The following is a 13811-nucleotide window of genomic DNA, read 5'->3' on the forward strand; positions in this document are numbered from 1 at the left end:
TGCGGCCTCTCAGGGGGTGACGACGATCTTGCCCATGACCTCGCGGTCGCGGATCATGCGCAGGCCCTCGGCGGCCTCTTCGAGGGGGAGAACCTTGTCCACCACCGGCTTCAGCTCGCCCTTCTGGATCATGTCCATGAGGGCGGAGAGGTTCTCGTGGTAGAAGCTGTTGGAGCCGATGACCTTCAGCTCGAAGCTCCAGATGTAGCGAAGATCTTCCTTGGGATCGTGGCCAGCGGTGGCGCCGCACACGAGGATGGTGCCGCCGCGCTTCACGCAGCGGAGCGAAGGCACCCAGGTGTCGCCGCCGGTGAAGTTCACCACCACGTCCACGCCGCCCTCATAGGTGCGGCGCTGGGGCTTGCCGTACTTCTCGACCGCCCACTTGGAGAAGTCGGTGGTGCGGTAGTTCACGACATGATCGGCGCCCAGTTCCTTCAGGCGGGCCATCTTGTCGTCGGAGCCGGCGCAGGCGATCACCTCGCAGCCCATCTGCTTGGCGAGCATCACGCAGCCCGTGCCCACGCCGCCCGAGGCGCCGAGGATGAGCACCTTGTCGCCGGCCTTCACCGTGTTGTGGGTGACGAGCATGCGGTGCGCCGTGCCGTAGGCCACCGGCAGGGAGGCGGCGTCGGTGAAGCTCACGCCGTCGGGCATCTTGATGAGCTGGCCGGCGGTGACGGCGCAGTATTCCGCCATGCCGCCGTCCATCATCTCGCCCATCAGCCCCACCTTGGGGTTGAGCGGGTTCACCAGCACCCGGTCGCCCACCGACCAGCCGGTGACGCCCTCGCCCAGCTCCACGATCTCGCCGGCCATGTCGAGGCCGATGATGACGGGCAGCGGCACCTTGATGCCGGGCATGCCCTTCACCGTGAACACGTCGTGATAATTGAAGGACGACGCACCGACCCGGATCACCACCTCGCCCGGCTTCGCGCTGGGGACGGGATAGTCGTTGACGACCACGAGATCGCTCACGTCGCCATGTTGCTTCAGCAGCAGGGCCTTCATGGTTTTTGTCATTTCACTTCTCTCTGCTTGGAACGTTTCGGCGGCTTGAGCGCCAGGGCGACTACTTGATGGCCTTGGAAGCCTGGTAGGGGGCGGGGTCCAGAGCCGCGTCGGGCAGGTCGCCCTTTACTGCGCCGACGCTTTTGAAGACTTCGAACTCCGCCTTCATCGACGCGATGTCGGCGGGTTCCATGGAGACGGTGTAGATGCCGTCCCAAAGGGCGGCGTAGGCCTTGGCGTCATCCTCGGGGATGTTGCCGGCGGCCATGAGGGCCTTGGCGACGGCGGCCTTGTCGGCCTTGCCGGCCTCGTAGGCGCCGCGCATGCCGGCGATGACCTTGGCGGCGCCCTCGGGATTTTCCTTCATCCACGCGTTGCGCATGAGGCCGACGCCGAGCACGGGCGGGGCCTCCTTGCCGGTGACTTTCGCCCACTCGCCACGGAAGGAGGCGAGCTTGCGCAGCTTCACGTCGGGCAGGAGGGCGATGGTGACGGTGCGCAGCGCCGCGGCGTCGATGTTCTTCTGCACCAGGAACTGGGCGAGGCGCGGATCAGCGCCCGGCACGGCCTCGAAATCCGAGGCGGTCATGCCGTAATTCTTGATGAGGATGGCCGCGCTGATGGCCGCCGTGGCGCTGCCGGACGGCGACATGCCGATCTTCTTGCCCTTCAGCTCCTCCATCTTGGTGATGGGGGAATCCGCCATCACCACGAAGTCGAGATCGGCCACCTGCGTTGCGAGCACGATGGTCACGGGCAGGCCATCGGCGGCGACCGAGAAGGCGCTGCCGGCGCTGGCGCCGATGGCGAAGTCGATGGCGCCGGCGGCCATGGCCTTGGTGGGGGCGTTCACATCCGGAAACTTCACGAACTCGGCTTCGAGCCCCTGCTTTTCCATGAACTTGCCGGCTTCCAGGAAGGAGCCGAAGCCGAGGCTGACGCCCGAGCTCCAGTATCCGATCCGCACTTTCGCGGCCTCGGCGGGAAGAGATGACAGGCCGATTGCGACTGCGGCGGCCAGTAAAGCAAGACGCTTCATATCGAAATCCCCGTAATGGAAGGTTGTATTGTTTTTTGGCTTTATGGGTTTCAGGCCGGGCGCGGCTTGCGCCAGGCGAAGAGATGCGTTTCGAGGGGCTTCAGCAGGACCGCCTCGATGAAGATCATCAGGATGACGAGGGTGAGGGTCCAGGCGAACACCTGGTCCGTCTGCACGAGGTCTGCCGCCTGCCGCAGCCGGTAGCCGATGCCGCTCGACGCGCCGAGCGCTTCCGCCACGATGGAGACGCGGGCTCCGAAGCCGAAGGCGAGGCGCGCGCCGGCGAAGAACTGGGGCAGGATGGTGGGCAGGTAGATCTTCAGAAGAACCTGCAGCCGCGACATGCGGAAGGTCTGCGCCAGCTCGATGAAATCGCGGTTCACCGTGCTCGTGCCCTGCCAGACATTGGTGAGGATGAGCGGCATCGCGGTCATGAACACCACGAAGATGGTCGACCAGTTGGACAGGCCGAACCAGATGAGCGCGAAAATCGCCCAGATGGACGAGGACACCGTGTTGATGACCACCAGCAAAGGCTGGAAGAAGTCGCCCAGCGTGCGGCTCGCCCCGAGCAGCAGGCCCAGCACCACGCCCACCACGGTGGCGAAGATGAACCCCATGGCGATGCGGTAGAAGGTGATGCCGAAATCCGCCCAGAAGCCGGGCGTGACCACGAGCTGCGTCCACACCCCGAACACCCGGCGCGGGCTCGGCAGGATGAAGGCGGGCGCGCCCAGCGAGCCGATGCCCCAGAGGCCGACCACGATGATGATGAGCAGCAGCCTGAGGCCGATGAGGCGCAGCCGGCGGTCCTGGGTCATCTGGAGGGGGGAGCGCTTCATCTGGCTCGGCTTCTGCGAAGGAGGACGGACGCGGCGGAACGCGGCAGGGAACGTATTCACAGGCTGAGGCGCAGCAGGCGCACCTCTTCGGCGACCTCGGGCGAGAGCGGATTGCGGGGGTAGGGCAGGGCGATCTCGCGGGTTTCCTTCACCCGTCCGGGGCGCGGCATCAGCACCACGATCTTGTTGGCGAGGACCACCGCCTCCTCCACATCGTGGGTGACGAACAGCACCGACATCTGCCTCAGGCCGGCGATGCGCAGCACCTCGTCGTGCATCTGCGTGCGGATGGAGGGATCGAGCTTGGAGAAGGGCTCGTCCATGAGCAGGATCGACGGCTCGGTGACGAGGCTGCGGCCCAGCGCGGCGCGCGAGCGCATGCCGCCGGACAGCTCGTGGGGGAAGGAGTCGGCGAACTTCTCCAGCCCCACCAGCTCCAGCACCTGCATGACCCGATCGCGCCGCTCCTTGCGCGGCATGCCGGCGGCCTCGAGGCCGAGGGCGACGTTCTGGGCCGTGGTGCGCCAGGGGAACAGACGGTCCTCCTGGAACATGTAGGTCATGGTGCGCCAATCCTTGAAGGCGCTGGATTTCTGGCCGTTCAGGAACACCGTGCCCTGATCCGGCGGGATGAGGCCGGCGACGATGTTGAGCAGAGTGCTCTTGCCGCAGCCCGAGGCGCCGACGAGGGCGACGATGGAGCGCTCCGGCACGTCGAGATCGATGTTGCGCAGCACTTCGAGCTGCTCGCCGTCGCGGCGCATGAAGCTCTTGCCGACGCTTTCCAGCTGGACGACGCTCACCGCTCCCTCCCGCTCAGGCTGGAGAGCGGGGCGACGGGCACCACCGCGGCGGAATCCCTGAGCGAGGCGATGACCTTTTCCATGGTCATCTCGCGGAACGTCTCCACATGGCGCCGCGCCACCTCGGCGGCGGCCGCCGCATCGCCAGCGGAGAGATATTCGATGAGCAGGACGTGATCGTTGGCGATGTTGGGGCGCACGCCCTGCACGCCGAAGCCGAGCGCCACGAGGCGGGTCATCTCGTCGAGGAGGCCGGAGAGCGAGCGGCACAGGCGCTGGTTGCCGGCGGCCTCGGCGATGGCCATGTGGAAGCTGCGGTTGGCTTCGAGAAAGAAGTCGATCTGGTTGCCCACATCGGTCGTCAGCTTTACCCGGCAGGCCTCTTCGAGCCGCTCCAGATGGGCCCGGTTGACCCGCCCGGCGGCGCCGCGCGCGGCCAGCGGTTCCAGCACCAGCCGGAGCGCGAAGACCTCTTCCACATCCTTCACGGTGATGGGCGTGACGCGATAGCCGTGGCGCGGCATGGAGGCGACGAAGCCATCCTGGATGAGCCGCTGGAGGGCGATGCGGCAGCTGGCCTTGCCGATTTCCAGCCGCTCCATCAGCTCCGCCTCGGTGAAGCGGGTGCCCGGCAGGATGCGGCAGGAGACGATCTCGCGCCGGAGCAGGTCGTAGGCCTGCCGGCCCTTCAGGGTCGCGCTCGGAATTTCGAGGACATGCCCCGCATCCGATCCCCGGTCGCTGTCGCGCTCCTCGGTCACGCTCATCACCTCTCGGCTGACTGGTGAGAAGCCTACAGAACGACCGGACTGGGGAGAAGGCTAAATAGATAGCACGCTATGAAAAAATTTATCGATGTAAATCAATGTAATAGTGCGCATCTGTCGCAAAAGCGGGCGGTTTTGGTGGGAGGCTCACAGGGCGCTGCCCAAGAAAGGGCCAGTCCCGGCCCCGGCGGTTGGCTCCGGAGGGGGCGTGAGCGTGGGGCCTTGGAAACTTGGCGTCTCTCCCTCTAAAACCGAAAGGGGTTCGCGGCCCGGAGGGTTGCGGAAGATGGTGCGCGGCGTTCGACGCCCGCCCGGGCGGGTCTGCAGGCGAGCGGAGGGGTGGTGATGGCGGCCAAGGGCAAGCATCAGGCGCAGGAGATGGCGGCGCCGGAGAGCTTCGAGGTCGCCCCGCTGCACCGGATGACGCTCGGCTATCTCATCAGCCTGCTGGCGCGGCTGCTTGCCCAGTCCCTGAAGGTCCGCAACGGGCCGGATGGAATCCTCCCCGGCCAGTATCCCATCGCCGTGGAACTGCTCGCCCAGGACGGCATGAGCCAGCGCGATTTGTGCGAGGTGGTGCGCATCGAGCAGGCCACCATGGCCAACACCCTGAAGCGCATGGAGCGCGACGGCCTCATCACCCGCCGCCAGAGTGCCGAGGATGGCCGGCTCGCCACCATCCATCTCACCGAGGCGGGCGTGCTGCTCGCCCGCGATGCCGTCCGCAACGCCGCCGAAGTCAACAGCGTGGCGCTGGAAGGGCTCGATCCGGCGGCGCAGAAGGCTCTGCGGGACATGCTGATCGATCTCACGGAGCGGCTGGAGGCCGATATCCAGCAGCGCGACTAGGGCTCTGCCTAAAATTGGCGCATGACCATTCTGTAGACTTACATACCAAGCTATGTATTATGTCTTCCGTGGTCGCTGGGCTCCGGCGTGTCCGCCCCAACGTGACAGTGTGTTGATGGTGTAGAGCACAGCACCTCTCGAGCCCATTCGGCATCGGAAGGTGAACGGCTCGCCATGGGCGGCGTTTCCGAGGGGTTCCGTATCATGAGTGATGCGATAACTGCCGTATGGTTAGAGTTCAGCAGCTCGAATTGGCTGCGAGTGCCCTGAACAACTGCAAATAAGCTTGGCATTTCTGTCGCGGCGTCCGGCGGGCGTGTGGCCGATGTTTGCGACGGCGGCGTGAAAAAGTCCATCAAATCGGGAGGGGCGCGGCGTCATGCCGTGCCTGTTCAGTGGCGTGGCCACGGCACGTGGCGCACGTGGAGCGTGACAGATGAGGCACGATACCGAGACGTTTCGCGAGTTCCTGGGCCGGCTTCGCGATCAGGGCGAATTGATCGACTTGCATCAGCCGATCGACATCCGCCACATCGCGACGCTCGTGGACCAGTCCGACAAGGCGTTGTTCTTCCATAACGTCATCGGCTACGACGTGCCCGTCGTCTCCGGCATCATCCGCTCGCAGAAGCGGGCGATCATGTCGCTCGGCTGCACCGCCTATCCCGAAATCGAGATGAAGCTGAGGGCGGCCATCGACCGGCCGGTGAACCCCAACATCGTCAACACCTCGCCCACGCAGGAAGTGGTGATGGAGGGCGATGCGGTCGATCTCTACAAGCTGCCCATCCCCATGAGCTCCATCTATGACGGCGGCCCGATGATCACCGCTGGCGTGGTGATTGCGCGTGATCCGGAATTCGGGCTCAACGCGGGCATCTATCGCTTCATCGTCAAGGAAAAGAACCTCACCGGCATCGACATCGTCACGCCCAACAACATGCGCCTGTTCGCGCAGCGGGCGTATGAGGCGGGCCGGCCGTGCCCCATCTCCATCTCCATCGGCACCCACCCCTACGAGATCATGGGCTCGGGCTTCCGCGCGCCCCTCGGCGTGGACGAGATGGCCATTTCCGGTGGCCTGCGCGGCGGCCCGGTGGACCTTGCCCCCTGCCGCACCATCGACGTGCCCTACATCGCCGACGCCGAGATCGTGCTGGAGGCGGAGATCCTGCCCCATGGCTGGATCTATCCGGAAGGCCGCTTCGGCGAGTTCACCCGGCTCATGGGCGGGCTGCACTGGAACCCCATCGTGCGCATCAAGTCGGTCTCCATGCGCAAGGATGCGGTCTATTACGCGCTCCACATGCCGTGGGAGAACACCTGGCTCGCCGCGCCCACCCGCTACGCCCTCATCCGGCAGGCGCTGAAGACGGCCGGCGTGCAGGTGAAGGACATCAACGTCACCCTCGGCGGCTGCGCCTTCTGGCACGCCGTCATCTCCATCAAGAAGCAGCCGGGGGAGGGCAAGAACGCCTTGCTCGCCGCCCTTTCGGTGATGGACCTGAAGCATGTGGTGGTGGTGGACGACGACATCGACGTCTTCAATCCCATGGACGTGGAATGGGCCATCGCCACCCGCGTGCAGGGTGACAAGGACATCATGATCGTCACCGGCGCGCGCGGAAAGCCGCTGGACCCGAGCCTGCCGCCGACGCCGCCCGGCGTGGTGCCCACCACCGCCAAGGTCGGCATCGATGCCACCATCTCCGAGGGCATCCCGAAGGAGCGCTACGAGCGCATCGCCTATGCCTATGCCGATACGGCCAAGATCGGCGATTACGTGTCCGGCAAGGCGGATGAGCCCGGTGCGGTGGCGGGCGAGGAAGATGTCGCCGATCTGGCCGAGAAGATCGCGCAGATGATCGGCGAGGCACCGCGCTATTACACGGATATCGCGGAAGCGTTCAGCGACTACAACTTCGCCGTCATCGCCCGCGCCCTCGGCCATCTGCACGCCACCGAACGCCTGTGGCAGGACGCGAAGGGCGCCATGTGCCTGCGCGGCTCGCGCTTTGCCGCCAAGCCGCCGGGCGCGTGAGCCGGGCGGCCGAGACGATGGGCGTGGTGGCTGCGGGGACATCACGCCCATCGTTTTCAAATCGGAAAAGACCAGCTTTCCGGCAAGTCTGGCCCGAAGAACGTCCGGTCCGAAGAACGTCCGGCCCGAAGAAAAAACATCGCCCGGAAAAGAGAAGCGGGGAGAGCGTTTGAGGTTGGTGAAGCATTCTTCCACTCTTCCAGAGGGTGAACACATGCGTCGCAGGTTCCAGTCTCTTCTTTTCGCAGCGGCGCTTCTGCCGCTGGCCGGCCTGTCGTCCATGGCCGCCTCCGCCGAGACGCTGCTCAAGATCGGCGTCGCCCAGCTCTCGGCCGGCGGCCTGCCGGTCCTCGTGGCGGACCAGAAGGGCTTCTTCGCCGAAGAGGGCCTCAAATATGAGCGCCTCGACTTCAAGGGCGGCGGGCCGGTGGCGCAGGCCCTCGCCTCCGGCAGCATCGATCTGTGCATCTGCGCCGCCGACCATGCGGTCCATCTCCAGGATCGCGGGCTCGGCGGAAAGGTGCTGGTGGCGCTGGCCGAGCAGCACAGCTACGCGCTGATCGGCAAGGCGGATTCCACCGCCAGGAGCATCGCCGACCTCAAGGGCGAGAAGATCGGCATCACCACGGCCGGCAGCCTCACCGACACCACGGTGCGCTATGCCATCCGCAAGGCGGGCCTCGACCCGGACAAGGACTTCGTGCTGCTCTCGGTGGGCCGGGCGGGCGCGCAGAAGGCGGCGCTGCAGGCCGGCGCCATCGCCGGCGGCATGTTCTCGACGCCGGACATCCAGATCGTCATGGCCGAGAAGGGCGCCTACCGGATCATCGAGGATTTCCGCAAGCTGCCCTATCCGGCGCAGGATCTCATCGCCACCGATACTTGGCTGAAGGCCCACCCCGAAGACGCGCGCAAGGTGGCGCGGGCGGTGGTGAAGGCGCTGCGCCTCATCCAACAGGACAAGACGGTGCTCTATCCCGCCATCAAGTCCCTGTTCCCCGAGATGAAGGACGACGCCATGGTCGCCCAGCTCGCCGATGACCTGGCCGCCGGCTATCTCTCCAAGGACGGCGTCATGTCGCCGGAGAGCTTCAACTTTCTCATGGCCATGATGACGATCGCCGAGCCGAAGCTGAAGCCGATGCCCTACGCCGACATCGTGGCCCTCTCCTATCTGCCCAAATGAGGCGCCGCATGAGCGACAGCATCACCACGCGCGGGCCGGCCTTCGCCCGGCCGGGACGGCGGAGCTTCTCCTTCGGGATCGGCGCGACGGGGCTGCGGCAGATCGGCCTCATCGCCGTCCTGCTCGGCCTGTGGGAGCTCGCCTCCCACACCCTCTTCAACCCGTTCTGGAGCAGCCGGCCGAGCCTGATCGCGGCGCGGCTGTGGGAGCTCGCCCTTAACGGCGAATTGTGGCTGCACACCAGCACCACGCTGCAGGAGGCGGGCGCCGGGCTCGTGCTCGCGGCGGTGATCGGCATCCCGCTCGGCATCGTGCTGGCCCGCGCGCCGGAAGTCGCCCGCACCCTCGATCCGGTCATCATGGGGCTCTACGGCCTGCCGCGCGTGGCGCTGGCGCCCCTTTTCATCCTGTGGTTCGGCATCGGCCTGTTTTCCAAGATCATGATGGCCTTCACCATGGTGGTGTTCATCTTCCTGATGAACGTCATGGAGGGCATCCGCACCATCGATCCCGACCATCTGGACCTCATGCGCTCCATGCGCGCCGGGCGCTTCTATCTGGTGCGCCGGGTGCTGCTGCCGGCGGTGACGCCGTGGATCCTCGCCTCGTTCCGCATCGGCATCGGCCTCGCCCTCATCGGCGCGGTGGTGGGCGAGCTGATCGGCGCCAATCGCGGCCTCGGCTGGTACGTGGAAAGCCGGGGTGGCCAGCTCGACACAACCGGCGTGTTCACCGGCCTCATCGTGCTGATGGTGCTGGCCATGCTGGCCAACCAGCTTGTCGGCTTCGTCGAGCGGAGGATGATCACATGGCGCTGAATGACTTGGCGCTGACCGATATGGCGCTGACCGCCGAAACGCCCCGGCCCCGCGCCGCGCTGAAAGACCTCTCCATCTCCTTCCCCCGGCCGGACCTGCCGCCGCTGGAGGTGGTCTCGGGCATCTCGCTGGATGTGGCGGAGGGTGAATTCGTCGCCGTGGTGGGGCCGTCGGGCTCGGGCAAGTCCACCATCCTGCGCGCCATCAGCGGGCTGCTGAAGCCCTCCGGCGGGCGGGTCGAGGTGGATGGGGTGGCGGTCACGTCGCCGCCGCCCAAGGTGGGCTTCATGTTCCAGAAGGACGCGCTGCTGCCGTGGCGGACGGTGGCCGAGAACATCCGCGTCGGCGCCGAGCTGGGCGGCACGCCCTCCGGCGAGCAGGCGGCGCAGGTGGCGAGGCTCATCAAGCTGCTGCGCCTCGACGGCTTCGAGAATGCGTGGCCGAAGCAGCTTTCGGGCGGCATGCGCCAGCGCGTGTCGCTGGGGCGCCTCCTGGCCTATCGCCCCTCCCTCATGCTGATGGACGAACCCTTTGGCGCGCTCGACTACCAGACCAAGATCGCCATGGGCCTCGAACTCTTGAGGGTGTGGGAGGCGGAGCGCCGCTCCATCATCTTCGTCACCCACGACATCGAGGAGGCGGTGGCGCTGGCCGATCGCGTGGTGGTGTTCAGCGCGCGCCCGGCCCGCATCCTTGCCGAATACAAGGTCCACCTGCCCCGGCCCCGGCACATGCGCGCCATGCGCAGCGACCCGGCCTTCACGGAACTGACCGAGGCGATCTGGTCGGATCTGGCGCTGCCGGATTGATGACATGAAACGTCTCGTGGTGGCCATCACCGGCGCGTCGGGCGCCATCTACGGCATTCGCGCGCTCCAGCTGCTGCGGGAGCGGGGCGGGGTCGAGACCCATCTCGTGCTCTCCGCCTCCGGGGCGCGCACCATCATCGCCGAAACCGACTTCACGCCGGATGCGGTGCGGGCCCTCGCCCACCACGTCCACAATCCGAAGGACATCGGGGCCTCTGTCTCCTCCGGCTCTTTCGTGACGGAGGGGATGCTGGTCGCGCCCTGCTCCATCAAGACGCTGAGCGGCATCGCCCATTGCTACAATGACGAGCTGGTGGTGCGGGCCGCCGACGTGTGCCTGAAGGAGCGGCGCCGTGTGGTGCTGCTGCTGCGGGAAACCCCGCTCCACGCCGGCCATGTGGAGCTGATGGCGCAGGCCACCCGCAACGGCGCCATCCTCATGCCCCCCGTGCCGGCCTTCTACCACCGGCCGACCTCCATCCTCGACATCGTGGACCAGACCATCGCCCGCGCCCTCGATCTGTTCGGCCTCGATTTGCCGACGACGAAGCGCTGGAACGGGAAGGGCGTGGATTGAGCGGGGGCGCTTAGCCGAGCGCCGCCACCGCCTCCACATTTCGCCGGTGCACCGCCTCATAAGGCTCGAAGTATGAGATCGCGCCCGTGGCAAAGGCCTCCGCCGCGAACGTGCGCAGGTCGAGCCCCGCCAGCGCCGGCTCGGCCTTCACCCGCAGCAGCTTCTCCACATAGAGCCGCGTCGCGTCGATGAGCGCAGGCCCGTAGCCGCCGGCGGCGATCACGTCCGGGTCGCCGTGGCAGGGCAGGATGCGGGTGGCGCCCAGCGCCGCGAGGCGCTCAAGGCCAATCAGGTGCGCGGCGAGGCGGTCGGGCTCGTCCACATAGGTGACGGGGTCTTCCAGCGTGTCGCCGGCGAGGAGGATGCCGCCGGGCAGCAGCGCGACGGTGCCGTCGCGGCTGTGGATGTCCACATGGACCAGCTCGACGGGCAGGCTGCCGACCATCAGCGACAGCCGGTCCTCGAACAGAAGGTTGGGCAGGATGAGCGGATTGATGGGCGGGTCCGCCGCCTCCAGCCGGGTGCGGTTGGCGCGCAGCAGCGCGTCGGTCTCGCCATTGGCGATGATCTCGCAATCGGCGAACACTTCGTTGCCGGCCACATGGTCGTCGTGCCAGTGGCTCAGCACCACGCGGATGCGCCGCGCGCCCCGCTCCTCCAGCGTCGCGCGGATGAGGTGGGCGTGGGCGAGGGTGATGTGGGTGTCGTAGACGAGGGCGTCGTCGCTATCGAGCACCGCATAGGAGGCGATGCCGAGGGCGAAGGCTCCATCATCCAGCCAGTTCTCCTGCGACCCATGCAACCGCACGCCGGGGATGCGCCCGTCATAGAAGGCGAGCACGCCGGGCGCGGGCTCCAGCACCCTGAGGGTGGAGCCCGACGCGATGGCGTCAGTCTCGTTCACTCCGCCGCTTCGAGAGTGTGCCCGAGCCGGTGGGAGAGCGTGTGCAGCAGCTCCTTCGCCGCGTCGGCGATGACGGTGCCGGGCGGGAAGATGGCTTCGGCGCCGAAGGCCTTCAGCGCCTCATAATCCTGCGGGGGCACGACGCCGCCCACCACCACCATGATGTCGCCGCGCCCTTCCGCCTCCAGCGCCGCCTTCAGCGCCGGCACGAGGGTGAGGTGGCCGGCGGCCAGCGAGGAGATGCCGACGACGTGCACGTCGTTCTCCACCGCCTGCCGGGCGGCTTCCTCGGGGGTGGCGAAGAGGGGGCCGATGTCCACGTCGAAGCCGAGGTCGGCGAAGGCGGAGGCGATCACCTTCTGGCCGCGGTCGTGGCCGTCCTGGCCCACCTTGGCGACGAGGATGCGCGGGCGGCGGCCTTCGGCAGTCTCGAAGGCTTCCACCAGCTTCTGCACCTTGCCCACCTTGTCCGTCATGGCGGAAGCCTCGCGCTTGTAGACGCCGGAGATGGCGCGGATTTCGGCGCGGTGGCGGCCGAACACTTTCTCCAACGCGTCGGAAATCTCGCCCACGGTGGCCTTGGCGCGCGCCGCCTCGATCGCCAGCGCGAGGAGATTGCCGTTGCCGGCGGCGCCGTTGGTGAGGGCTTCGAGCTTGGAGGCCACCTCAGCCGGGTTCCGCTCGGCCTTGAGGCGGTTGAGCTTGTCGATCTGCGCGGCGCGCACGGTGGCGTTCTCCACCTTCAGCACGTCGATGAGGCGGTCTTTGAGCGGCTTGAACTTGTTGACGCCCACCACCGTCTGCGCCCCGCCGTCGATGCGGGCCTGGGTGGTGGCGGCGGCCTCCTCGATGCGCAGCTTCGGGATGCCGGCCTCGATGGCCTTGGCCATGCCGCCGAGCGCTTCCACTTCCTGGATGTGCGCCCACGCCTTGGCGGCGAGGTCCGCCGTGAGCTTCTCCACGAAATAGGAGCCGCCCCACAGATCGATCTGCCGGGTGGTGCCGCTCTCCTGCTGGAGCAGGATCTGGGTGTTGCGGGCGATGCGGGCGCTGAAGTCCGTGGGCAGCGCCAGCGCCTCGTCGAGCGCATTGGTGTGCAGCGACTGGGTCTGGCCCTGGGTGGCCGCCATGGCCTCGATGGCCGTACGCATCACATTGTTGAACACGTCCTGCGCGGTGAGCGACCAGCCGGAGGTCTGGGAATGGGTGCGGAGCGGCAGGGACTTGGGGTTGTTGGCCCCGAGGTCGGTCATCAGCCGCGTCCACAGGAGGCGAGCGGCGCGCAGCTTGGCCACCTCCATGTAGAAGTTCATGCCGATGGCCCAGAAGAAGGAGAGGCGCGGCGCGAACACGTCGATGGGCAGGCCCGCGGCGGCACCGGCGCGGCCGTATTCCACGCCGTCCGCCAGCGTGTAGGCCAGCTCCAGATCCTGCGTCGCGCCGGCTTCCTGCATGTGGTAGCCGGAAATGGAGATGGAGTTGAAGCGCGGCATCTCCTTCGAGGTGAAGGCGAAGATGTCGGAGATGATGCGCATGGAGGGTGCGGGCGGATAGATATAGGTGTTCCGCACCATGAATTCTTTGAGAATGTCGTTCTGGATGGTGCCCGAAAGCTTGGAGGCCGCCACCCCCTGTTCTTCCGCCGCCACCACATAGAGCGCGAGGATCGGCAGCACCGCGCCGTTCATGGTCATGGACACGCTCATCTGGTCCAGCGGGATGCCGGAGAACAGGGTGCGCATGTCGTAGATCGAGTCGATGGCGACGCCCGCCATGCCCACGTCGCCGGCGACGCGGGGGTGGTCCGAGTCATAGCCACGATGGGTGGCGAGGTCGAAGGCCACCGACAGGCCCTTCTGGCCGGCGGCGAGGTTGCGCCGGTAGAAGGCGTTGGAATCCTCCGCCGTGGAGAAGCCCGCATACTGGCGGATGGTCCAGGGCTGGGTGGCGTACATGGGCGCATACGGCCCGCGCAGGAAGGGCGCGATGCCGGGGTAGGTGTCGATGTAGCCGAGCCCCTCGATGTCCGCCGGGCCGTAGAGCGGCTTCACCGGAATACCCTCGGGCGTCGTCCACGCCTCGGCAGCGGCGGACGGGACGGCGGGGGCGGCGGCACGCCAGTCGATCTCGGCGAAATTGGGGATCCGGCTCATGGCATCCAT

Annotated in this window: 13 protein-coding genes; 6 read left to right on the forward strand and 7 right to left on the reverse strand. The window is 66.9% G+C overall.

All coding sequences use genetic code 11. The features are described 5' to 3' along the window. Nucleotides 1-9 precede the first annotated feature (9 nt). The 5 genes from EJ105_RS22515 to EJ105_RS22535 form a co-directional block, all read right to left on the reverse strand. Nucleotides 10-1014 carry a zinc-binding dehydrogenase gene (locus EJ105_RS22515; protein ID WP_197023080.1) on the reverse strand — a complete coding sequence of 335 codons (1005 nt, stop codon included), beginning with the start codon at nt 1012-1014 and terminating at the stop codon, nt 10-12. Between the two features lie 61 nt (nt 1015-1075). After that, complete coding sequence (locus EJ105_RS22520) at nt 1076-2053, reverse strand: ABC transporter substrate-binding protein (protein ID WP_029558989.1); 978 nt, start codon at nt 2051-2053, stop codon at nt 1076-1078. 50 nt (nt 2054-2103) lie between these two features. Further along, nucleotides 2104-2895, reverse strand: coding sequence for an ABC transporter permease (locus tag EJ105_RS22525; RefSeq protein ID WP_197023041.1), 792 nt, complete (start codon nt 2893-2895; stop codon nt 2104-2106). Nucleotides 2896-2951: 56 nt separating this feature from the next. Further along, a complete protein-coding gene (locus EJ105_RS22530) occupies nt 2952-3698 on the reverse strand; it encodes an ABC transporter ATP-binding protein (protein WP_029558987.1) in 747 nt (248 codons plus the stop codon). Then, entirely contained in the window at nt 3695-4465 is a 771-nt protein-coding gene (locus EJ105_RS22535; RefSeq protein ID WP_250168101.1) for a GntR family transcriptional regulator, read from the reverse strand. The genes EJ105_RS22530 and EJ105_RS22535 overlap by 4 nt, the downstream gene beginning before the upstream one ends. 345 nt (nt 4466-4810) lie before the next feature. Between EJ105_RS22535 and EJ105_RS22540 the strand changes: the two genes are divergently transcribed. From EJ105_RS22540 to EJ105_RS22565, 6 genes are all read left to right on the forward strand, one after another. Beyond that, entirely contained in the window at nt 4811-5314 is a 504-nt protein-coding gene (locus EJ105_RS22540; RefSeq protein WP_250168102.1) for a MarR family winged helix-turn-helix transcriptional regulator, read from the forward strand. Nucleotides 5315-5750: 436 nt separating this feature from the next. Next, nucleotides 5751-7355 carry a UbiD family decarboxylase gene (locus tag EJ105_RS22545; RefSeq protein WP_250168103.1) on the forward strand — a complete coding sequence of 535 codons (1605 nt, stop codon included), beginning with the start codon at nt 5751-5753 and terminating at the stop codon, nt 7353-7355. Nucleotides 7356-7569: 214 nt separating this feature from the next. After that, nucleotides 7570-8541, forward strand: coding sequence for an ABC transporter substrate-binding protein (locus EJ105_RS22550; protein ID WP_250168104.1), 972 nt, complete (start codon nt 7570-7572; stop codon nt 8539-8541). Between the two features lie 8 nt (nt 8542-8549). Then, the gene (locus EJ105_RS22555; protein WP_197023040.1) at nt 8550-9359 is read left to right on the forward strand and encodes an ABC transporter permease; all 810 of its coding nucleotides are present in this window, start codon (nt 8550-8552) and stop codon (nt 9357-9359) included. Then, complete coding sequence (locus EJ105_RS22560) at nt 9350-10168, forward strand: ABC transporter ATP-binding protein (protein ID WP_250168105.1); 819 nt, start codon at nt 9350-9352, stop codon at nt 10166-10168. Before EJ105_RS22555 ends, EJ105_RS22560 begins: the two co-directional genes overlap by 10 nt. Nucleotides 10169-10172: 4 nt before the next feature. Then, a complete protein-coding gene (locus EJ105_RS22565) occupies nt 10173-10745 on the forward strand; it encodes a UbiX family flavin prenyltransferase (RefSeq protein ID WP_250168106.1) in 573 nt (190 codons plus the stop codon). 10 nt (nt 10746-10755) lie between these two features. Here EJ105_RS22565 and EJ105_RS22570 read toward each other — a convergent pair whose 3' ends face one another. Continuing rightward, a complete protein-coding gene (locus EJ105_RS22570) occupies nt 10756-11649 on the reverse strand; it encodes an MBL fold metallo-hydrolase (protein ID WP_250168107.1) in 894 nt (297 codons plus the stop codon). After that, nucleotides 11646-13802 (reverse strand): methylmalonyl-CoA mutase, encoded by a 2157-nt coding sequence (gene scpA, locus EJ105_RS22575; protein ID WP_250168108.1) that lies wholly within the window; start codon nt 13800-13802, stop codon nt 11646-11648. Before scpA ends, EJ105_RS22570 begins: the two co-directional genes overlap by 4 nt. Nucleotides 13803-13811: the final 9 nt, after the last annotated feature.

The organism is Xanthobacter aminoxidans, from assembly GCF_023571765.1.
In the GTDB taxonomy this organism is placed as follows: Bacteria; Pseudomonadota; Alphaproteobacteria; order Rhizobiales; family Xanthobacteraceae; genus Xanthobacter; species Xanthobacter aminoxidans.